The 22,084-nt window shown below is 32.2% G+C and carries 26 protein-coding genes; 20 read left to right on the top strand and 6 right to left on the bottom strand.

The features are described 5' to 3' along the window. Positions 1–22: 22 nt before the first annotated feature. Positions 23–586 carry a hypothetical protein gene (locus B6K90_RS03085; RefSeq protein ID WP_088011065.1) on the bottom strand — a complete coding sequence of 188 codons (564 nt, stop codon included), beginning with the start codon at positions 584–586 and terminating at the stop codon, positions 23–25. 606 nt (positions 587–1,192) lie between these two features. Beyond that, entirely contained in the window at positions 1,193–1,981 is a 789-nt protein-coding gene (locus B6K90_RS03080; protein ID WP_088011063.1) for an HAD family hydrolase, read from the bottom strand. 217 nt (positions 1,982–2,198) lie between these two features. Between B6K90_RS03080 and B6K90_RS03075 the strand changes: the two genes are divergently transcribed. The 4 genes from B6K90_RS03075 (at position 2,199) to B6K90_RS03060 (ending at position 4,978) form a co-directional block, all read left to right on the top strand. Further along, on the top strand, positions 2,199–2,765 hold the full coding sequence (locus tag B6K90_RS03075; protein WP_088011061.1) for a DUF1643 domain-containing protein: 567 nt from the start codon (positions 2,199–2,201) through the stop codon (positions 2,763–2,765). Between the two features lie 268 nt (positions 2,766–3,033). Next, a complete protein-coding gene (locus B6K90_RS03070; RefSeq protein WP_088011060.1) occupies positions 3,034–4,221 on the top strand; it encodes a helix-turn-helix domain-containing protein in 1,188 nt (395 codons plus the stop codon). A gap of 165 nt (positions 4,222–4,386) precedes the next feature. Then, positions 4,387–4,674 carry a DUF4359 domain-containing protein gene (locus B6K90_RS03065; protein WP_088011059.1) on the top strand — a complete coding sequence of 96 codons (288 nt, stop codon included), beginning with the start codon at positions 4,387–4,389 and terminating at the stop codon, positions 4,672–4,674. A gap of 76 nt (positions 4,675–4,750) precedes the next feature. After that, the gene (locus B6K90_RS03060) at positions 4,751–4,978 is read left to right on the top strand and encodes a hypothetical protein (RefSeq protein ID WP_088011058.1); all 228 of its coding nucleotides are present in this window, start codon (positions 4,751–4,753) and stop codon (positions 4,976–4,978) included. On the opposite strand, the gene B6K90_RS03055 is transcribed toward B6K90_RS03060, so the two are convergent. Beyond that, positions 4,965–5,924: a hypothetical protein gene (locus B6K90_RS03055; protein ID WP_088011057.1), complete on the bottom strand. Its 960-nt coding sequence runs from the start codon at positions 5,922–5,924 to the stop codon at positions 4,965–4,967. The two genes, B6K90_RS03060 and B6K90_RS03055, sit on opposite strands and share 14 nt — an antisense overlap. 190 nt (positions 5,925–6,114) lie before the next feature. Then, positions 6,115–7,032 carry an alpha/beta hydrolase gene (locus B6K90_RS03050; protein WP_235821693.1) on the bottom strand — a complete coding sequence of 306 codons (918 nt, stop codon included), beginning with the start codon at positions 7,030–7,032 and terminating at the stop codon, positions 6,115–6,117. A 190-nt stretch (positions 7,033–7,222) separates the two neighbouring features. On the opposite strand from B6K90_RS03050, the gene nagZ reads away from it, so the two are divergent. The 6 genes from nagZ to B6K90_RS03020 all read left to right on the top strand — a co-directional run bounded on the left by nagZ (position 7,223) and on the right by B6K90_RS03020 (position 12,096). Beyond that, on the top strand, positions 7,223–8,866 hold the full coding sequence (gene nagZ, locus B6K90_RS03045) for a beta-N-acetylhexosaminidase (protein WP_139840669.1): 1,644 nt from the start codon (positions 7,223–7,225) through the stop codon (positions 8,864–8,866). A 98-nt stretch (positions 8,867–8,964) separates the two neighbouring features. After that, complete coding sequence (locus B6K90_RS03040; RefSeq protein WP_167555259.1) at positions 8,965–9,207, top strand: hypothetical protein; 243 nt, start codon at positions 8,965–8,967, stop codon at positions 9,205–9,207. A gap of 78 nt (positions 9,208–9,285) precedes the next feature. Then, the gene (locus B6K90_RS03035) at positions 9,286–9,672 is read left to right on the top strand and encodes a RidA family protein (RefSeq protein WP_088011054.1); all 387 of its coding nucleotides are present in this window, start codon (positions 9,286–9,288) and stop codon (positions 9,670–9,672) included. A gap of 123 nt (positions 9,673–9,795) precedes the next feature. Further along, a complete protein-coding gene (gene cdaS / locus B6K90_RS03030) occupies positions 9,796–10,422 on the top strand; it encodes a sporulation-specific diadenylate cyclase CdaS (RefSeq protein ID WP_088011447.1) in 627 nt (208 codons plus the stop codon). Positions 10,423–10,992: 570 nt separating this feature from the next. Next, a complete protein-coding gene (locus B6K90_RS03025; RefSeq protein ID WP_088011053.1) occupies positions 10,993–11,421 on the top strand; it encodes a DUF4395 domain-containing protein in 429 nt (142 codons plus the stop codon). A gap of 213 nt (positions 11,422–11,634) precedes the next feature. Next, the gene (locus B6K90_RS03020) at positions 11,635–12,096 is read left to right on the top strand and encodes an SRPBCC family protein (protein WP_088011052.1); all 462 of its coding nucleotides are present in this window, start codon (positions 11,635–11,637) and stop codon (positions 12,094–12,096) included. Positions 12,097–12,145: 49 nt separating this feature from the next. Here B6K90_RS03020 and B6K90_RS03015 read toward each other — a convergent pair whose 3' ends face one another. Then, positions 12,146–13,183 (bottom strand): LLM class flavin-dependent oxidoreductase, encoded by a 1,038-nt coding sequence (locus B6K90_RS03015; RefSeq protein ID WP_235821692.1) that lies wholly within the window; start codon positions 13,181–13,183, stop codon positions 12,146–12,148. Between the two features lie 296 nt (positions 13,184–13,479). On the opposite strand from B6K90_RS03015, the gene B6K90_RS03010 reads away from it, so the two are divergent. From B6K90_RS03010 to B6K90_RS02970, 9 genes are all read left to right on the top strand, one after another. Then, a complete protein-coding gene (locus B6K90_RS03010; RefSeq protein ID WP_088011051.1) occupies positions 13,480–13,683 on the top strand; it encodes an alpha/beta-type small acid-soluble spore protein in 204 nt (67 codons plus the stop codon). Between the two features lie 169 nt (positions 13,684–13,852). Beyond that, positions 13,853–14,302 carry an RrF2 family transcriptional regulator gene (locus tag B6K90_RS03005; protein ID WP_025568186.1) on the top strand — a complete coding sequence of 150 codons (450 nt, stop codon included), beginning with the start codon at positions 13,853–13,855 and terminating at the stop codon, positions 14,300–14,302. Positions 14,303–14,622: 320 nt separating this feature from the next. After that, positions 14,623–14,982: a DoxX family protein gene (locus B6K90_RS03000; protein WP_088011044.1), complete on the top strand. Its 360-nt coding sequence runs from the start codon at positions 14,623–14,625 to the stop codon at positions 14,980–14,982. Next, on the top strand, positions 14,979–15,833 hold the full coding sequence (locus B6K90_RS02995) for a VOC family protein (RefSeq protein ID WP_088011043.1): 855 nt from the start codon (positions 14,979–14,981) through the stop codon (positions 15,831–15,833). The genes B6K90_RS03000 and B6K90_RS02995 overlap by 4 nt, the downstream gene beginning before the upstream one ends. A 174-nt stretch (positions 15,834–16,007) precedes the next feature. Next, a complete protein-coding gene (locus B6K90_RS02990; protein WP_088011041.1) occupies positions 16,008–16,835 on the top strand; it encodes an electron transfer flavoprotein subunit beta/FixA family protein in 828 nt (275 codons plus the stop codon). Beyond that, on the top strand, positions 16,836–17,876 hold the full coding sequence (locus B6K90_RS02985) for an electron transfer flavoprotein subunit alpha/FixB family protein (protein WP_088011039.1): 1,041 nt from the start codon (positions 16,836–16,838) through the stop codon (positions 17,874–17,876). Further along, positions 17,860–19,155, top strand: a complete 1,296-nt coding sequence (locus B6K90_RS02980; protein WP_088011037.1) for an FAD-dependent oxidoreductase — start codon at positions 17,860–17,862, stop codon at positions 19,153–19,155. Before B6K90_RS02985 ends, B6K90_RS02980 begins: the two co-directional genes overlap by 17 nt. Continuing rightward, positions 19,156–19,452, top strand: a complete 297-nt coding sequence (locus B6K90_RS02975) for a ferredoxin family protein (RefSeq protein ID WP_088011035.1) — start codon at positions 19,156–19,158, stop codon at positions 19,450–19,452. A 5-nt stretch (positions 19,453–19,457) separates the two neighbouring features. Then, positions 19,458–19,640 carry a tudor domain-containing protein gene (locus B6K90_RS02970; RefSeq protein WP_088011033.1) on the top strand — a complete coding sequence of 61 codons (183 nt, stop codon included), beginning with the start codon at positions 19,458–19,460 and terminating at the stop codon, positions 19,638–19,640. Positions 19,641–19,743: 103 nt separating this feature from the next. On the opposite strand, the gene B6K90_RS02965 is transcribed toward B6K90_RS02970, so the two are convergent. Beyond that, positions 19,744–20,178 carry a hypothetical protein gene (locus B6K90_RS02965; RefSeq protein ID WP_088011031.1) on the bottom strand — a complete coding sequence of 145 codons (435 nt, stop codon included), beginning with the start codon at positions 20,176–20,178 and terminating at the stop codon, positions 19,744–19,746. A 773-nt stretch (positions 20,179–20,951) separates the two neighbouring features. Between B6K90_RS02965 and B6K90_RS02960 the strand changes: the two genes are divergently transcribed. Continuing rightward, positions 20,952–21,791 (top strand): SAM hydrolase/SAM-dependent halogenase family protein, encoded by an 840-nt coding sequence (locus tag B6K90_RS02960; protein ID WP_088011030.1) that lies wholly within the window; start codon positions 20,952–20,954, stop codon positions 21,789–21,791. The last annotated feature ends 293 nt before the right edge of the window (positions 21,792–22,084 follow it).

Here is a 22,084-nt window from a genome sequence, read left to right as displayed (position 1 = left end):
ACTTTTTATTTTAGCTATAAAATTAAATTGGATAATCCACAATATCATAAATAATATTTTTATCAATCCTAAACTCAATAGCAAAATGCGGGTCAAAATCGATGAGTTGGCGGACAGTTAAAAATGAATCTTGAATATCACTTATACAAACTACATAATGATAAATTAGCGTTTTTACGATGACTACCTCGCCTTTAAACTCTTTGGCAAGACGATTAATCCTGTTTTGTGCTTGAGGAGACGTTCTTTCAGTTACCGTTATATAGTGTCTCTTCGCGCGCCATGTCTCATCACTTGTAATATCTCCATGCTCTTTTCGTGAAGAAACACTTTTACAAGATAATTTACCAATCTCAATAACCAACGCTAAATCAATTCTAATTTGCCTAAAAACTTCATCCGAAGCCAAAATTATAATATTTAATGAATGGTCTTCGTTAATTGATACTAATCTTCCTCTATAATTAAACAAAAAAGTCTCCAAAAAAACCTTTTTCCCAAGTAACTTCTTAGCTCTATTTAAAATATAACTTCTATTCTCCGGTGAAGTACTTTTAGATATGCTAATTCCATTTTGTTTTGACAATATTAGTTAGCCTCCATAAAATTGATAGTAAAAAATTTTTATAGGACGAGCAGTGTTTCAAATGAGAAGTTTTTTAAGAAAAGTGACATAAATAACGGGTATATCTAGTCAAAATCGTAATAATTATATAAAAATGTTGATGTTAAAAACTGAAATTGCATCCTTTGATTTGATTTTTTGACTAGATTGACCGGCTAGATTATGAGATTCATTTAAAGACACCAGTTTAAAGTGAAAAGTAGCTCGTTATACCGATCGTAGTATGGGTATATTTCTAGTTTAATTGCGTTTTTCATACTTTTAATTGCTATTACAGATTTTTAATAGCGATTCCTGAATTTTAATTGCAGATTTGCCATTTTTAATTGCGATTCCGAGTTTTTATTTGAACTTGCTTTAATACTTGCAACAATAGTTTAATTGCAGAGTAAGTAAAGTTAATTGCGATACCTGGAATTTAATTGCAGATTTGCCATTTTTAATTGCGATTTCCACAAATTTATTTGCACTTGCTTGAATAGTAATTACAATCTATTCCAAATTCCAATCAATAAAAAAATCTAGTAAGTCCCCATAAAATGGACCACTAGATTTTTTAAACAAAACCTACTTATTCAAAGAATCAATAATTGGATAAAGCTCCTCCAAATGAGTAATTTCAAATGTAGGAACAACTTCATTTCGTTCTTTATTATGCCTGTTGATCCATACGTTTTTCATACCAATTCGGTTTGAGCCTAGAATATCAGTCATAAGATTATCTCCGACCATAATGACCTCATCTTTTGAAAGTTCCATTAATGATAAGGCATGTTCAAAAATACTTGGATCAGGTTTACCTTTTCCAAAGTCTCCAGAGATTAGTATTTGATCAAAATATTCTTTAATCTTTGGTGTAATTGAAAGCTTCGTATGTTGCAAATCAGGGGAGCCGTTTGTAAGTAAGAGCAGTTTATACTGTTCATTTAATGTATCAAGCACATCAAATGTTTCAGCGTATACGAAAGGGTTACCTTTACGTTCTTCCGGGAATGTTTCTGCTAATAATTGACCAAATTCTGGATCATCAATTCCAAAGGCTTTTAAACCAAGTGTCCATGCATTTTTTCGGTAGGTAGGTGAATTCACTCTCATTTTTGGAAATTGATCATGATCGTCTACAAAATTTCCCCATAGTCCTTCGAATGGATTTATGCCAATTAATTTTGTGAATTCGTATGTATCGTATGATTCATAAAGCTTTTTAGCCGAATCACGAACGGCATGTTCAAATTCAGCTGGATCAATACCGTATTTTTCTGTAGCTAGTTTACATGTATTTGCAAATGCAACTTCAACACTTTTTTGGTCCCAAAGTAATGTGTCATCCAAATCAAAAATAATTCCTTTAATCATAAAAATAGCCCCTTCCTAATATGAACTGTTTAAATTATCCATTATCGTACAAGGAAAATATAAATTAGTAAATAGAAAGCTACTAAAATTTTAATTTTTTTATAGTTACAATGTAATGATTATTTATTTTAGATTAATAATATAGTACAAATGACGATTAAACGGAATATAATACCTTGTTGATTTTGTTTTAATTAATGATGAAAAGAGTGAGTATATGTCATTTGAGGATTTTGTAAACTGTCATTCCATGCAGATTAATACGAAGGCGGTCTTCGATAAACAAAATAAATTAATGCGATATTCGCTTACAAGAACTTGGGATGAATCAAAAAAGAAAGCTACACTTGTATTACTTAATCCTTGTCGAGCAAATCATCTTAAGTGTGATTATATATTGGCGAGATGTCTTAACTTTTTTATAGATTATAAGAAAGGTAGCTTTGGGTCGCTAGAACTAGTAAATCTTTTTGCATTAATGGAACCGGATTCAACAAAGCTAAAAGGGAAAGAATGCGAAGTTGGCCAATATAATGATGAAGCAATAAAATTAGCGATTAGTAACGCAGACATTATTATAGTAGGTTGGGGTTCAAGTAAACGATTTAAATGGCGAATAAAAGAAGTTCTAGAGCTACTAGAACCTTATAAAGATAAATTATTTAATTTTTGTGATGACTCAAATCGGAAAGATATATTGATTCACCCAGTTATCTTAGCGGAACGACATTGGTTAGAAAAATTAAATTTTGAAGCACTTTACGAATGGACTACAAAAGATTAATCTTAATGATATTTCTGAAGACAACTCATATTGGGTTGTTTTTTTTTTTTTTTTTTTTTGCTTGAAAATTCAAATACCTCAAATTTTTATAAAATTGTTATAATAGATTGAGCATTCGGTTAATTACGTTAAAGGTAAATAAAATTGCCGTTAATTTATAAATTCAATTATTACTTGAGTCCATTTTTATCAATTCAAGTAACGCTTGATTTTAACTATTCAAATAACTAGATACAATGAAATTAACTTTTAAATAGAGGTGATAGAAATGTTTGACATGAAAAAAGTAGGTAGACAAATCGCTCAATTAAGAAAAGCAAACAAGATTACACAGATGAAGCTAGCTGATCAATTAGGTGTTAGCTTTCAAGCAATTAGTAACTGGGAACGGGGAGAGACGATGCCAGATATTTCAAAATTACCCGAGCTTGCAGAGATTTTTAATGTAAGTATTGATGAAATTTTAGGAAATGAAAAAGGGATTAAGTTGATCAATAATCTAATAGAAAAAGATAATCCTGATTCTTCATTTGAGTTAGAAGTGGAAAAAGAAGATTTTTTAAATGTGGCTCCGATTCTTAATATCGATCAAGCAGACATCGTTTTTAGAAACGTTGAGAAGAATCTTACAATTATTGATGCATCAGATATTGCGCCATTTGTTAGTGAAGAGATAATTGATGAATGTGCAAAGAAAGAATTTAATTCGAATGGAATCAAAGAATTATCACGTATGGCACCTTATATTAGTACAGATGTAATTGATGAATTAGCGAAGAAAGAGTTTGAGTCAAAAGGAATTAAAGAATTAACTCAGGTTGCACCGTTTATTAGTAAGGAATTAATTGACGAATTAGCGAAGAAAGAGTTTGAAACGAATGGAATAAAGGGTTTAACAACTTTGGCACCATTTATTAGCGAAGAAGTAATTGATGAATGTGCAAAGAAAGAGTTTGAAACAGGTGGTATAAAAGGATTAACACAGGTGGCACCATTTATTAGTAACAAAATCATTGATGAATGTGCAAAGAAAGAGTTTGAAACGAATGGTATAAAAGGATTAACACAGGTGGCACCATTTATCAGCGACGAGATCATCGATGAATGTGCAAAGAAAGAGTTTGAGATAGGTGGCATAAAAGAAATAACATCAATGGCAGCATTTATCAGTGACGAAATAATCGATGAATGTGCAAAGAAAGAGTTTGAAATGAATGGTATAAAAGGACTAGCATCAATGGCACCATTTATTAGTGACGAAATAATTGATGAATGCACAAGAAAGAGTTATGTGTTAAATGGGATTAAGTCTTTAGCACCAATCTGTCCATTTATTGAAGGTGACCTACTTAATGAACTTGCTTTAGATGCTATATCAAAACATGGCATTAGCGAAATTATTTCCGTGATTCCATTTTTAGACTCAAAAATAGTAAGTAATGCATTAAGTAAATAAGTTTCAAACTGAAAAATTTAAGAACTTGGTTTACTTTAAGGGTTCCCAATTAGGACCCTTTTTTATATCCTTTAAACATTTTATTCATAAAAAATGGATATTTTATGGACAATTCGATAATATCCTTTATCATATAAAGAGTAAAAATAATGAAAAGGTGACTTTATGAAAAAATTACTTGTTATCGGGGTTTTCGCAATTTGTTTAATTATTTCTGCTCAAACAAATCCATCAAAGGGAGAGTTTGTTACTTGGGCAAAGGATCAACTTAAATTGGAATCAAAAAATAAATATGTTGATTTTGGGATTGACTTATTAGGGGAAAAACTTATTAGTAATGTTACAACTAAAAAAGATTATGTCTTTTTTTCAGTTTACGAGGTTAAAGCTTTAAACAAGGATATAAAAGTAGTCGGTTTATTTAATCACTTTATTCCAATTTCAAAAAAATAAATTGTGAAGTGATAGTGGAAAACATGGAAGAGATGTATATAATAGAAGGATCAAGTTAAAAGAGGTGGAAAGAAGAATGAGCAAATCAAAATCTAGAAAATTACGAGACAAACTAATTAGAGAAGGTAAACGAAATCCTGAATTAAGTAGGAGTCCATTTGCAATGTTAGATTTAAATACGCGTAGAACAAAAACGAAACAAGAAAAATTGAATCAAGTTAAACATAAAAAACAGTCCTTTGGAAAAGATGATTTTCAAACAAAGGACTGTTTTTATTTAGATGCTTATCTTATTTTTGTGTAGCAGGTGCTTTTACTTTATTAGCGAATTTAACTGTTAGATTTGTTTTATATGCGTTGTACTCAACTTCAAATTTACCATATTTTACATTGAATTTTTTAAGAGCTGCAGTTGAATTTACAAGAGCAGTTTTAGCTCGTACAACATCTCTTTTCTCAATTGCATAATATAAGTTCTCTTGATCTCTCTCATCAATCTCATCTGGATAATCATAATAATCATCATTATATTTCTCAATCATATTCTCAATATCAATTTGAATTTGATGGTATGTTGGGAAATCCATATTAAGAACATCATAAGCATAGTTCATTATTTCTTCTTCTTTATTATTGTATCCATCAATATGCTGCCTTGCTAAGTCAGTTTCAGTTACAAAGTTTTTATATTCAAGAGGTAATTGTTTACGAATATAAATTTCATTTTCTTTATAAATTTGATCTTCGATATCGTATGCATACGATTCGATCGTATCATATGTGTGGTTTTGGTAATTTCTAATTGCCGTCAATTTATTTTTTTGAGTAGTAAAGTATGTTTTAGCACCCTTTGAATCTACTTTTTTAATATATGTATTAAATTGTGCTGTTATTTTTTTCATATCTACTGATGCATTATCTTTACGTCCTTTATCGATTCTTGTTTTAAAATTAGTAGTTTTTTTCACTAGTTCGTCTTTACCTGTATATCCGTACTTATTAAATAAAGTTACATCAGTTTGTAATTCTTTGTAAAAATAATATACATCCTGATCAGTATAAGAGATTTCATTTTTTAAGTTTGTAAGTACTTTAATGTATGAGTTTACTTGTTTTTTTAAGTCATTTTGAGCTTGGACAACTTTAGTATTAGTTGCTGCTTGAGTTTCTGTAGGTAGCATACCTAATAGAATACCTGCTGATAAAGTTGTAGCTGTTGCTACTGTTGCGATTTTCTTAAATTTATTCATTTCGCTCTCCTAATAATATAATATTAAAATTTTTCATACTATTAGTATATTACATGTTACAAAAATATTAAATATATAATAATAGCATTAAATCTATTTTAAATTACCTTTAAATGAAGCTATCCATAGTTCACTTCACTTAAAGGTAAATAAATTAAGTGTTACAATCATAAACTAGTAAAGTCTATTTTTAGTCTCGTGAGGCATTTAAAATTAACTGTGCCATTCTTCTTGGGTATATTTTTGCAGTTGACATATGATCGCCACTTCCTTGTATAAAACGATAAACTCCTAATTTACTAGCAATATGAGGGTACCAACCAGAGTTTTCGCCTGCGGGTACTACTGTATCCTCTTGTAAATTAATAAAGCTTCTTGGGGTAGATAATTGGTAAAACGTTTTTAAATCTAGTTTTTCGACTAGGGGAGTTGCTGGTTCAGGTGTTGTCGCGTTATAAATTTGCCGAGCCGTTTGTAAATCAGTCAAGTTAACAAATACGTCTCGGAAGTATTGAAATGGTAGGTTGATTGTATTATCAGAAGATTGCTGTGCTAAGTCTAAAAGGAATTTTTGCGCTTGTGGTGGAAATTGATCAGCCACGCTTTCGCCGTCATTTAAAACAAAAGCATTCCAAAAAACTAATCGTTTAATTCGGTCGTGAAGCTGTTCTGCGACTTTTTGAATGACAGTACCACCAAAGCTGTGACCGATCAAAATAATATTATTAAGCTTATTAGACGTTATATAATGAACAACTTGTTTGGTAATCATATCATGGTTTACATTTTTATCTTTATCTGTACCATGCCCTGGCAATTGTGGCGTGTGAACAATATGTCCCATTTTTTGTAGTTCTCGTGTAATTCCGTGCCAGAAGAATGGATCAACCCATGAGCCGTGAACTAAAACGAAAGTGTTTTGAGCATGCTGACGATAAAAAAGGTCAGATTGGTCAAATGAATGAAGCTGTTGATGAATAGGATATGACTGATATTTGTTAAACCAATATTGGTGATAATCATAATAAGGATTATTCATATTTTGATCCATATTTTGATTTTTGTAGTTTATAGGTTGAATCATTTCGTGGGATTTTTTACTGGTCATGCTAATTAGTCCCTCCTCGTTAATCTTTCTCATCGTATGCACCTATTCGTTAGAAGGTGCCCACTTAACTAATGGAAATACAAGTAAAAGTTAAAAGGGAAAAATAATAGTTTAGGAGGAGAATATTATCAAAAAAACTGTATTTTTATTAATACTATTGTTAATTGTTTGTACAAGTGTTTACTTTGCAGTGAAAGATAAAGTTTTCCAAGATTCATCAAATTCGAAGCCAAATACGAATACAAATCATCAAACGGAAACGGATAATAATCATTCGAGTCATCTTTCAACAGAAGAAATTTTAAATAAGATAATTTCAAGTGCTAAACAAGGAAAAATTCCAAACGAAAAAAATATAGAAGTAGGGAAAACTCAATTAAAAGATATAACGGAGCAGTATGGGGAATCTACGCAAAAAGATGAAGTTGCTAATGGTACGTACTTAACTTATCAATCACAGGAATTTGCAGTAGGATATGATCATCAAAATCGAGTTTATGAAGTGCGTTCATATGATGCTAATTTACAACAAATTCACTATGACGATATTATGAAACAATTAAATAAGCCAAGTAAAATTAGATACTATAAAGATCAACAAGTTGATCAAATTATTTTAGTTTATGCACTACCTAATCACATTGAACTCAAGTTTATATTACCAAGACCAACTAGTGAAAAAGATAATCCAACAGTGCATCATACTTCAGTATCAATTATTGACCAACTTATTCCTAGCACTGGGACTAAAGTAGATCAACTTTTAAATGAGATGACACTTCAAGAAAAAATAGGCCAAATGATTATCTCAGGTTTTTACGGACCAAATTACTCAAATAGTTTAAAAGAACTAGTAGAACAATATCATATTGGTGGATTTATTTTTTATAATGAAAATCTAAAAAATAACAGTCAAACGGTTAAACTTGTAAATTCAATAAAGACTGCTAATCGAAATAATCATTTACCGATTTTATTCGGAGTTGACCAAGAAGGTGGAAGGGTGTCACGTTTGCCAGGAAATCTTGGCCATATACCGTCAAATGAAATAATTGGAAAGAAAAATAATGGACAATTCTCATTTGAAATTGGTCAGATACTAGGAGAACAGCTACAAGCTTTTGGTTTAAATATGGACTTTGCACCTGTTCTAGATGTAAATAGTAATCCTAAAAATCCTGTCATTGGTGATCGTTCATTTAGTAGTAATCCAGCAACTGTAAGTAATTTAGGAATACAAACAATGAAAGGAATTCAATCAGAAAAGATCATTCCGGTTGTAAAGCATTTTCCGGGCCACGGTGATACTTCGGTTGATTCACATTTAGAATTACCGGTTGTAAACAAATCGTATACAGATTTAAAATCATTAGAATTAATACCATTTAAAGACGCTATCAGTCAAAACGCAGATGCTGTTATGATTGCACATATTTTATTACCAAAAATCGATCCTAAATACCCTGCTTCAATGTCTAAAATGGTCATTACTTCTATGTTAAGAAACGATTTAAAATATGATGGAGTAGTTATGACGGATGATATGACGATGGATGCAATTGGTAAAAATTATAATTTGGAAAAAGCAGCGGTGACTTCCATATTAGCTGGAAGTGATATCATTATGGTTGCTCATGATCCTAACAAAGTAAAAGCTGTTTATAAAGAAATCGAAACAGCCGTTAAAAACAAAACAATTTCAGAAGAACGTATAAATGAGAGTGTAAAAAGAATCATTTTACTAAAACAAAAATATAAACTAGACAATAATCAAGTAAAGCCAATGGATATTCAAAAGCTCCTTGAAAGAACAAATAAATTATTAAATAAGTAGAAAAATTAGTAAAAAAAGGAAATTACCACCTTTTGTCGAATAAATAGTCTAAAAAGGTGGTGTTTTTTCTGGCTAGTAAGATTTCAGATGCAGGATTAATGCTATTGGCTATTTTTAAAGAACTTCAAGAAAAAGAGCCAGACTTTGAAAAAGGGCTTCATAATGAAGTAGGAGTAGCTATTGATGATGTCGAACCTGCATTAATTGAACTAGAATTGCAAGGATTTATCAACGGTTTAACTTGGATTAAGAGTGATATAGATCAAAAAGAAATTGCATCATTATTTAATATTTCAATAACACCAACAGGATTGGCCAGAGTAATAGAATTGTTAAGATAATATGTATACATATAAAATGACTACCTCAAATGTTTAATACATTTGAGGTTTTTTGAAAGAAAAAAGGAGGAAATAAAAATGAAAATTAAAAAAGTAAACCCTGAAACAGTTGCAGCACCTGTTGGACAATACAGTCATGTCACAATTGTCCCAAGACATGCAGAGCTTGTCGTATTATCAGGTCAAGTAGGAAACGACAAAAACGGAAAATTTCCAAATGATATCGAAAGCCAATTCGTCAATGCACTTGAGAATATAAAAAACATCCTTGAGAGTGAAAAAGTTGAGATTAGTAATCTTTTCAAACTAAACTTTTGGCTAACAGAGAAAATCGATCGCCAATTCTTTTTAGACTGTTGGAGCCAATTTCATTCTGGTAACCCACCTGCAACAACTTATGCTTATGTTTCAGCTTTAGCAAATCCAGATATTAAAATAGAAGTAGAAGCATGGGCAGCAAGATAATCAACTCGTTACGGACTATCAATCTTTATTGTTTCAAAACCAAGGGGGATAATACGTATAACATAGCGACCTTTGGGAAACTTAAGTGGAGGTAATTCGGTTCGAAAGAGAGATGACATTGGAATGGATGAATTCGAGTCTCAATTAAACCCTACTGTAAGAAAAAATATAACTCAAACACTAACTCAACTTAATTTAAAAATCGAAGGCATGATTGGAAGAATTGAAAATAAAGGATGCGGCATATTAACTGAATTTGAAAATATCCATCGAGTCTTTAATAATTTACAAATGGACGCAGCCTCATTTTATTTAAATTCATATCTATCTCCATATACTGATATCTTTGATGAATTGACAATCACAGTTCAACACTTATCCAAACGTAAACATGGCGCATTAATTGTTGTAAAAAGAAATGACTCACTTGAAGAATTAATGAGTTCTGGGATCCACGTCGGTGCAAAACTATCTCCAGCACTATTAGAATCAATTTTTTATCCAGGTAGCCCATTACATGACGGAGCAGTACTCATTGAAAATAACATGATCATTTCCGCTGGTAATGTACTTCCACTATCAAAAATTACATACGATAATAAAAAACTTGGAACAAGGCACCGAGCAGCAGTTGGAATTTCAGAACAAAGCGATGCACTTGCGTTAGTAGTATCAGAAGAAACAGGAAATATATCATTCGCTTATAAAGGAAGCTTATATCCTGTTCAATATGGAGCACCTATTAATTAAAAACTAAAACGATCATTTAGATCGTTTCAGACTGTTGAAAAATGGTTTGTCATCGACATTATTATGTTCTTTTCATTATTTTGTTTTTTTTGCTTACTCAAGAACTAGTTATGAGTAAGTTCTTTTTATATTTTAGCTATTAAACTTACTCATGAACTAGTTATGAGTAAGTTGTTTTCAATATTTTGCTTTAATACTTACTCATGAACCTTTTATGAGTAAGTACTTTTCGTTTTTTAGCTTTAATACTTACTCATGAACCAGTTATGAGTAAGTACTTTTCAATATTTAGCTTTTTTGCTTACTCATGAACCAGTTACGAGTAAGTACTTTTCAATATTAAGCTTTTTTACTTACTCATGAACCAGTTATGAGTAAGTTCTTTAAATCTTATTGTTTTTACTTACTTAGGCCTCCATACTGACTATGTTTTATTTTGAACGATCATTTAGATCGTTTTTTGTTTTTATAATATAAATTTAATTTTTTTCAGATTTATGGATTGTATTGTTTTTGAAATCATATTATGATTATACTTAATTATTCCGATACGAAAGGTTGGTTTTTGGTATGTCTAATCCAAAAATAAATACAATTCCATTACCTCTAGTTCGTACAAATCAATGGACAATCTTTATTTCAGTTATTTTAACTTGGATCACTGGTCAGTACTGGCTATTACTTATTCCTTTAATTAGTGGCCTTAGTGGATTGCTTTTCGATTTCCATCCAATCATAAAATTTGCTAAACGATTTTTAAAAAAGAAACCATCGAGCTATCCACAAGAGGATAAAGTACAACAAAATTTTAATCAAACAATTGCAGTAACCTGCCTATCACTAGCGTTTATTGGTGCATTATTTGGTTGGAACATATTATTTTATGTGTTTTCAATTATGGTCGCATTAGCATCGTTTATTGCAATCAATGGATTTTGCATTGGATGCTATATTCATTTCCAATGGAATCAATATAAATATCGAAAAAGCTTAAGGTAAATAAAATAAAAATCAGAGGCTTCTCATTAAATGAGAGGGCTTTTTTTATGATATGAAAACATAATTCGGTATAATAGAACTAATATTTGAAATTGTGGTGTTCACCAAGGTTTTTAAAGAAATTTAAACGAAAAAATAGTAGAAATTGAGTATTAACTTTAAAAATAAACGAAATAGATAAAATAATTGCTTCAGGAAGGAAGAAAACAAATAATGATTAAATGGAAAGAAGACATTGTTATTGATACAAATATTGAAAAAGTATGGTGTCTATTTTTAGATAGAAATATTAAGAAAATAATGCCGAAAGTTGAAGAGCATAATTTAATCGATAAAAATGAAACTGAAGTAGGTGCAAAGCATGAACAAAGCTATAGAGAAGGAAAACGTGTAGAATCTTATATCGTTGAAACTTTAGCATACGAAGATACTGAAACATATAAAAAAAAGCAAATTCATTTTGTTTTAGCAAATGCATTTGCAACAAATCTGACATTTACATTAGAAAAAATCGACGATACACATACAAAATTTATTTATGAAGGCACGAATGCAGGTGTCAATTTTATCGGACGAGCAATGTTGAAGCTAGGAAATCCAAAGGGGAATAATTTAAAGGTAGTTCATGAATTTTTACAAAGAGTTAAACAAGAAGCTTTAAAGGAGCAGGATTAATAAGCTTACATATAACAAAAAGGAGAGCGTCATATACTCTCCTTTTTTATTATTTATTTGATACTTTACTTAATAATTCATATGAATGTAAACGCGCCGCATGATCGAAAACAGTTCCATTAACCATAATCTCATCAGCTTTTGTCATATTTAAAACTGCTTGTAGCTTTTCAGTAACCGTTTCGATTGCACCAATAGCAGATAGTCTCATTTGATTTTCAAGTGTTTCTTTTTCAAATGGACTCCAAATTTCATTCATATCGTCAACTGGTGGTTTTAATAGAGCTGGTTTGCCACCTCGAACTAAGTTTAAAAATGATTGTTGCTGAGTTGTGAAAAGTCTTTTTGCTTCTTGATCAGTGTCAGCAACGACAACATTTAAGCCAATCATTGCATATGGTTCATCTAAAATATTAGAAGGTTTAAAGTTATTGTGATACAACTGCATTGCTTGAACTGTATAGTCTGGTGCGAAGTGAGCTGCAAATGCGAATGGTAATCCTAATTCAGCAGCTAACTGAGCACTAAAGCCACTTGATCCTAATAACCAAACTGGTATATTTAAACCTTCGCCAGGTACGGCTTGAACCGTTGTACTGCCTAATCCTCCTGGAGGATTAAAGTAATTACGTAATTCCTCTAATTGAGCAGGGAAATCTTCATGGCTGCGTAAATCCCTACGTAGCGCTCTTGTTGTTGACATATCACTACCAGGGGCACGACCTAACCCAAGATCAATACGACCTGGATGTAGTGATTCTAATGTACCAAATTGTTCTGCGATGACTAAAGGAGCATGATTTGGTAACATGATTCCTCCAGAACCAACTCGAATCGTTGATGTTCCACTTGCAATATGTCCAATTACAACTGAAGTAGCTGAACTTGCAACAGCTGGCATATTATGATGTTCGGCAAACCAGTAACGGTGATATCCCCATTTTTCAGCATGCTGTGCTAAATCAAGACTATTTTTAAAAGCATCAGCAGGAGTGCTTCCTTCCACAACCGGTGCTAAGTCTAATACAGATAAAGGTATTTCACTTAAATTCTTAGCAACTTTATCTTGGAAACGATTATTCATCATAAAATTTTCCTCCTAAAAACCTTTTTTCAATATATAGAAATAACGAGACGTTTTCATTTTGTAAACTGTGTTTTAATTATATACAGTATGCTAAGATTATAGAAAATCTAAAGGCATAATACAAGTTTTTGATCTTGGAAATATTTATACACAAAAACTTCATATGGTAACAAGAAGTACTTCTGGTAAAAAGAAAATAATTTGTAAATAAATGTATAGAATAAATTTTTAGAATCATACTATCTTTAATCTGATAAACAACATCAGAGCATCCAATAGACAAAGGAGTCGACAACATGGCAAACAGAAGATCTTCAAATCAATATGTTGCACCAAATGCAAGTTCAGCAATTGAGCAAATGAAGTTCGAAATAGCTTCTGAATTTGGAGTGCACTTAGGACCAGACACAACTTCACGCGCTAACGGTTCAGTTGGTGGGGAAATTACTAAGCGTCTAGTTCAAATGGCAGAACAAAGCCTAGGCGGATATGCTCGTTAAATAAAAAATGAGGATGGAAAGCAAACTTTCTATCCTTTTTTATTGCCTAAAAACAACTGTTTTCATCTAGTGAATCGTTATCTATTAACATAAACAAGACTAAAAACTACTATATACTTGCAAGGGATACAAAAACGGGTGATAATAATATCACTGGATGGTGATAATTATGTCAAGTTGTAAAAACTCCGTTACACCTAAGTGGTTCGGATTTGCTATTCAGGCATTAGTTTTACTAGCAACAACTGAAGGGGTTACACCAAGTAAAGCAATCGCAAAACATATTAGATCAGGTGTTTCATTTATGAGAAGAATAATGGCTCCCCTCGTAAAAGAAAAAATAGTAGAAGCAAGAGAAGGACGAGATGGCGGCTATTTATTAGCGAAGTCACCTGAGGAAATTACCTTAAAACAAGTCTATATTGCGCTACAAATGACAGAACCTCTATCAACCGCACTAATTGAATCCACATCTGACTGTACTAGCGGACGTGTAATGAACAATGTATTTTCAGACTTTGCAATTGAAGCAGAAGAACACTTACTTGGCTTTTTATGTAACTATACTTTGGCGGATTTTGTAAGACGTGCCAGTCATAAAACAATCGAATCACTTTGAAAATATCGTACATTTGGATGTACGATATTTTTATTTTGTTTCAGGATAGTGGGCTGTTAGAGGGAGAACGCAATTAAAATGGTAGAATCAAAAAATGTACTTGAAATGAGAACAGTTATCGCATATACTGTACTTAAATCAAAATTACTTACAAAAAGTAACCAACTAATATGAACCACTATTTTTTTATTCATTACTGTCTTCGAATTAAGAACAGTAATTGGAATACTGTTTTTAAAATCGAATTTAGTAAAAAGCTCTTAAAATAACTGTACCTAATATAAGTTCAGTAAAAAAACAAAAAAGGGAGAGATTTTTAAATGAAATGGTTTATTAGAATTATTCAAGGGATTTTAATTATAGCGTTTCTTATGTCAGGTTTTGTGAAATTAAGTGGAAATACTCAGATGTTACATGATTTTAAAGAGGTTTATGGTTATTCAAAAGGTATGATGTATACGATTGGTTCATTTGAGGTGTTAGGTGCAATTGGTTTATTAGTTGGTTATTGGAAATTGATTTTACGTAAGCTTGCTTCTGCCGGTTTGGCTATTATTATGGTTGGAGCTGTATTTACTCATTTACATGCGGGTCAAGGCATGAGTGTTGCAATGGCTCCATTCATTCTGTTAGTGTTAACAATAATTGTACTATTTTCTAGAGGAGGTAAATTAAAATGAATTTTCATCAAAAGCCAAAAGTTTATGCTCCAACAGTTGAATTAAAAGTTGCAAGTTTAGAACGTTCACTAGCGTTTTATGAAGAGGTTATTGGTTTAAAAGTATTGGAGCATTCAACTACAAAGGCTAGTTTAACAGCAGATGGGGTAAATGTTTTAATAAAATTAGAGCAGCCAGAAAATGTTACACCTAGAAATGAACGAAATACAGGATTATATCATTTTGCTTTATTAGTACCTACTCGAAAAGATTTAGGTATTGTGCTGAAGCACCTGATTGAAACTAGAAATCCACTTCAAGGTGGTTCGGATCATTTAGTAAGTGAAGCAATCTATTTAGCGGACCCAGATATGAATGGTATTGAAATTTATGCAGATCGTCCATCAGAGAATTGGCAATGGCATAATGAGTATGTCGTAATGGATAGTAAACGATTAGATGTAGAGGGGCTTTTGGCACTTGCTGAAAATGAAGTTTTTACTGGACTACCACAAAAAACAATTATGGGGCATATCCATTTACAAGTTTCTGATTTAAATAGTACTGAGAAGTTTTATTGTGAAGGGCTTGGATTTGATGTTGTAACGAAATATGGAAGCCAGGCATTATTTATTTCAACAGGACGTTATCATCATCACATCGGTTTAAATACATGGCATAGTGCAGGAGGCGTTGCACCTTCTGACAGTAGTGCTGGATTAAATAATTTTACATTGTTGTATCCAAGTGAAGAAGAAAAAACGGTGGTAGTAAACCGTTTAAAGAATATGGGAGCAACAGTATTTGTAGAAAATGGTATTACATTTACGAAGGACCCTTCAGGCATAACTATCCAACTATTAGTTGGTTAAGAAATTAAATTATATTGAGAGACATTTTCAACTATTATGTTGTGAATGTCTCTTTTTTTCGTTTCTCTTTTTTTAGCTGCTTTCTATCATATTTTTTCAATCAAAATAATATATTTGAACAACATGTACATTTACTAACTATGGGAGACGGGAAGAAAAAGGGAGAGTGAAAAAGTGTTACATATTGTGGTTTGTATTAAACAAGTACCAGATACGAAAATCATTAAGATGAATCCTAAAACGAATACGATGGACCGTGCAAGTGCTCCAGCAATTTTAAATCCGTATGATGCCCATGCTGTGGAGGAAGCTGTTCGAATTAAGAATAAATATGGTGGAGTAGTTTCAGTTATTACGATGGGGCCACCACCTGCTGTAAAAGCTATTCGAAAATGTATTGAAATCGGTGCAGATGAAGGGTATATGATTTCAGACCGTGCATTTGCTGGGGCAGACACTTTAGCGACAAGTTATGCATTGACAAAGGCGATTGAGAAAATAGGACAAATTCAAGCGATTGATTTAATCGTTTGTGGAAAGATGACAATTGACGGTGATACTGGACAAGTTGGACCAGGGATCGCACGTCGATTAGATATTCCACCGTTAACATCAGTTAAAAAGGTTCAAGAAATTAATAAAGATGAAGGGTATGCAATTGTTCATCGGAAAATAGAAGATGGCCATGAAGTCATTAAGACGAGTTTGCCTTGTTTATTTGCAGTTGAGAAGGAAATAAATGAAGTTCCTTATTCATCGCTTACAAATATGATAAAAGCTGCAAGGTATAATCCGACCATTTGGGCTGTGAAGGATCTAGAAAATATTGATATTAAACAATTAGGTTTAAAAGGTTCACCAACGATTGTATCGAAAGTATGGGCTCCACCAAAGGCTAAAGGTGGAACGATTTTTGAAGGAACTTCAGTAGAAAAAGTAAATGAATTGCTGAAAATTTTAAATGAAAAGAAAGAGTTATTTGAAGTGAAAGGAGGGGTATAAATGGATTTCTCAGAGTACAAAGGTATTTGGGTGTTTATTGAAGAAAACGATAAAGTCATTGCTCCTGTATCACTTGAATTGCTTGGAGCTGGAAAAGAATTAGCAGAAAAACGTGGTTGTGAACTAGCGGGATTATTAATTGGTGAAAATGTGAAATCATTAGCCCCTACGTTATTTGAATACGGTGCAGACATCGTTTACGTATATGATGACCCAATTTTTAAGGATTATCGTACGGAATCTTATATGAAAGCAGTACTTGAATGCTGTAACAAATATAAGCCCGAAATCTTATTATATGGTGCAACCTCTAAAGGGAAGGATTTAGCAAGTGCGGTTGCAACTGACCTACCTACAGGTTTAACAGCGGATACAACTGTATTAGATGTTGAAGAAGATACAGGACTATTATTAGCTAGTCGACCTGCATTTGGTGGGAATATAATGGCAACTATTCTTTGTAAGAAATATAGACCTCAAATGGCTACAGTTCGTCCAAAGGTAATGAAAGCGCTCGCTCCTATTCCTGGTGCTGAGGGAGTTGTGATCGAAGAGGAAATTGATTTAAAAGAAGAAGATATTCGTACAAAAGTATTAGAAATTGTACGTGCAACAACTAAGAAGGTTCGGATTGACGAAGCAGATATTATTGTTGCGGGTGGCAAAGGATTAGGTAGTAAAGACGGATTTCAGTTGATTCATATGTTTGCTGAAACGATTGGAGCGGCTGTTGGAGCAAGTCGTGATGTAGTTGAAGCTGGCTGGGTTGAACATCACCATCAAGTAGGTCAGACTGGCGTAACGGTTACACCAAAAATTTATTTTGCAATTGGGATATCTGGCGCAATACAACATATTGTTGGGATGCAAAATTCAGGTCTCATTATTGCGATAAATAAAGATCCGAATGCGGCAATTTTTCAATCTTGTCATTACGGCATCGTAGGAGACGCATTTGAAATTGTACCAATGCTGATTAACCAATTCCAAGAAAGTTTTTCTTTAAAGGAGGAAAATCACGATCATGCCGGAAAAATTTGATGTAATTGTTGTGGGAGCAGGCCCAGCAGGAATTTCATGTGCATACGAGCTCGCAAAAAATGGTGTTAATGTTGTCCTTATTGAAAGAGGAGAATATCCTGGTTCGAAAAATGTTATGGGTGGCGTATTGTATCGTAAAATGATGGAGGACGTTATACCTGAATTTTGGAAGGATGCACCAATTGAACGTGTGATTGTAGAGCAACGAGTTATGATGCTTGATAAACAATCCGCTACAACCTTTGGGTATAAAGGACTTGAATTTGCTGAAGAACCTTACAATAATTTTACAGTTCTTCGCTCAAAGTTTGATCAATGGTTCGCTCAAAAAGCAGTAGAACAAGGTGCGTTATTAATCAATGAAACGGTTGTTCTTGAGTGTATTGTGGAAAATGATGTTGTTGTTGGTGTAAGAACGGATCGACCAGATGGTGATTTATATGCAGATGTTGTTGTGCTAGCTGATGGTGTGAATTCGCTTTTAGGAAAATCTTTAGGTTTCCATAAAGAATGGAGACCAGATGAAGTCGCTTTGGCGACAATGGAAATTTTAAAGCTCGATAGTAAAATTATTCAAGATCGATTTGGTCTTGAAGGAAACCAAGGGGTAGCAATCGAGTTATTTGGAGATGCAACAAAAGGCATAGTTGGCACAGGATTTTTATATACAAATAAAGATTCACTTAGTATTGGGGTCGGTACATTATTATCAGGAATGATTGAAAATAAAATAAAACCATATGATTTACTTGAATACGTTAAGAATCATCCGATGATTAGACCTTATATTCAAGGAAGCGAACCGCAAGAATACCTCGCTCATTTAATTCCTGAAGGTGGGTACAAATCGATTCCTAAATTAGTAGGAAATGGCGTATTGGTAATTGGGGATGCAGCACAGTTAGTAAACGCAATTCATCGTGAAGGCTCAAATATGGCAATGACTTCTGGAAGACTAGCAGCGGAGACCATTATCGAAGCAAAAGCGATTGATAATTACTCTGATGTTGCTTTAAAGCCATATGCCGATAAATTACTAAATAGCTTCGTAGGACAGGATTTGAAAAAATATAAAGATGCAACACATCATTTTGAAAAATTCCCTCAATATTTCGAGCAATATATCCCTCTATTAAATAAGTCTGCTAGCCAAATGTTTACTGTAGATGGTAAATCTAAATGGGAAAAACAAAAAAATATTATGAGTAATATAGGAGGAGCAAAGGCTAAACTTAAGCTTGCGAAAGATGTATACAAAGCATGGAAGGTGATGAAATAAATGAGTGAGACAAAAAAAGAAAGTACAATCGAAGACAAGCAGTATCTCGTTCGTTTTAATGCCGATACAAAATCGCACTTAACTGTATTAGATTCCGATATTTGTATGACAAAATGTCCTGATAAAATCTGTACAATATTTTGTCCAGCAGAAGTTTATAAATGGGAAAATATTCGAATGCATGTTGGATACGAGGGATGTCATGAATGCGGAAGCTGTAGAATAGGCTGTCCTCATCAAAATATTAAATGGGAGTATCCGAAAGGTGGGCACGGAATTATATTTAGATTGGGGTGATCAAAATGTTCTCGATAGGCAACTATGTTATGTTTAGCTTAGATGGTGCTGTGGGAACGGTTATGGAAACTAAAGATAATCAATGCTTAGTAGCTTGGGAGGATCGTGTTTGTAGTTGGGCAAGTTTCGATCTACTAAGGAAAATTAGTTGCGCAGAATTAATTCAACTCTTCACTCCAAAAAAATAAATCACCCTATTTAAATAGAGCTATAGATAGATATTAAGGGGCTATATAGGTGGTAACTAAAACCACCCATATAGCCCCTAACTTCATTTTTAAAACACGCACATCAAAATAACCCGAATACCATAAAAACAATTTTATATATTCCTTTTTCTAATTTCCCTTTTTGGGGTTCTATAATAGGTTCTTTATCAGATTTCGACTTACATTCTACTTTATTCTTACTGGATTTAATTAAGTTATAACTATTTTTAGGTATAGATAATTTTGTTTTTTCTATTTGACCAGATTCTAGTTTAGAGTGTTCAGTTTTATTAACGATTCTGGTTGGCTTCGTACTTGTGTCTTTTTCTGTTGCTTCTATATGTTCTGTTTCATTTGAGGGATCTGTAAAAGATGTAACAATAAATAAAACAAATAAAGCCCCAGTAATAATAAAATTCTTTATAGACTTTCCGTTCACTTTAAAGAAAGAAATAATCCCCAAAATAATAAAAAATAGGATTCCTATTAGACATAAAAATTCAATAAACGTGTACAAGAAATAGCCTCCCTATATTTAGCCACATAATAAATATTCGTTATGGAGGACTAAATTACCTTTTTGAATTAAATTAAAGTGTTACTAAAGTAGAGGGAGGGTTCCTATGATAAAATAGTTCGTGCTATTTTCATGTGTGTAATAACTTCATTTTTAGTTCTTTAGTTGGTATTGTTTGATAATTAAATATAGAGAGCATATACTATGCGGTTCCTATTTAGAATCTAGTAATATGTTCTTAAAAAAACAAACCCCTTAGAACTAGTAGTTAATTACTTTCATTATTAATTAATGTATGATTGGAATTTAAATTCTACAATAACTTACCAAAGACTCCTATTTATATAGAAGAGTTTAGTTAAATGTTTCATTAAGGCCTGTCCACTTAAATTAAAAAGCCCCTCCAATTGTCCCTCAATTATTTAATTTAGAATACATTATTATATAAACCTAGGGGACACTAAAAGTAGTATTAAATGCTGATATGCCTGCATTTCAAAACTATATACTAATAACGTATAAATTCTAATGTTATTAAAAGATATAGTATCTAACAACTATATCTTTTTTATTTTGATGCTTGGGAAACGTCGCAACGGTCATTAAGTTTAGAAGAATTAGAATTTACCAAAGCTATACATTCAAACCTTATGAATGTAGAAAATCAAACGTATAATTAAATTCATTAAATAAAATGCGAATAATATCATTGACTAAATAATAAATTGAATTTATATTTAATTTTAAATATTCGAACAATTAGGGGTGTCTAGATGGGAAATGCATTAGTGTTTCAGTCAGATTTTGGATTACTAGATGGAGCAGTTAGCGCTATGTATGGTGTTTCTTGTAGTGTAAATCAAGATATAAAGATTTACGACTTGACCCATGATATACCTCAATACAATATTTGGGAAGCTTCATACCGACTTGTACAAACAATGAATTACTGGCCAGTCGGAACTGTATTTGTTTCAGTTGTAGACCCAGGTGTAGGATCGGACCGTAGAAGTATAGTGGCTCGCACAAATACAAATCATTTCATTATAACACCTGATAACGGAACGTTAACACATGTTGGCAAAATATATGGAATCAACCAATTAAGAGTCATTGACGAAGAAATTAATAGACTACCAAATTCAAGTGAATCCTATACTTTCCATGGGAGAGATATATTTGCCTTCACAGGTGCAAGATTAGCTTCTGGAGTAATCGACTTCGAAAATATTGGACCAGAAGTAGATTCAAATTCTTACATAAAATTACCAATTAAAGAATGCCATAGTGAAAACAATTCGATAACCGGAACAATTGATATACTTGATGTACGTTATGGTAGTATTTGGTCGAATATTGGTCGATCAGATTTTCTTAAACAAGGCGTTTCACATGGGGACTTTGTCGAAGTACTGATTACACACCAGGGAAGAAAAATATACAAACAAGCCGTAAAATATGGGAAATCATTTGCTGACGTAGCAATTGGAGAACCAATCTTATATGCAAACAGTCTAGATCAAATGGCAGTTGCTGTAAATCAAGGCTCTTTTACTGATGAAAATGGGATCAATACAGGTATAGAATGGGAAATAACACTTAAAAGTAAGTAGGGAAAGCCTAAGAGTATCAAGTACTTTTGAGATAGGAGAAAAAGACTTTTTTCCTTATTCCCAAATTTTTAGTAATTTTTCAATGGAATTTTAACTTAGAAGTTTACTTATATTTAAGTAGGCTTCTTTTTTTATAGTGAATTTTAATCGGGAAAATGGAGCTTTCGAAATAGAAAATATGAAATCACGTGAAATATTTCACTAAATGTTCATTTTTTACTCTATTAAATTTATTATATTTATGGGATTTGTAAAATTAAAAGTAAAAATTTAGTGAATGTTTTCACAAATTA

It is taken from the genome of Gottfriedia acidiceleris (genome assembly GCF_002128425.1).
Classification (GTDB): domain Bacteria; phylum Bacillota; class Bacilli; order Bacillales; family Bacillaceae_G; genus Gottfriedia; species Gottfriedia acidiceleris.
Note: the sequence above shows the minus strand (reverse complement) of the source record. Positions and strands in the feature narration are given on the sequence as shown.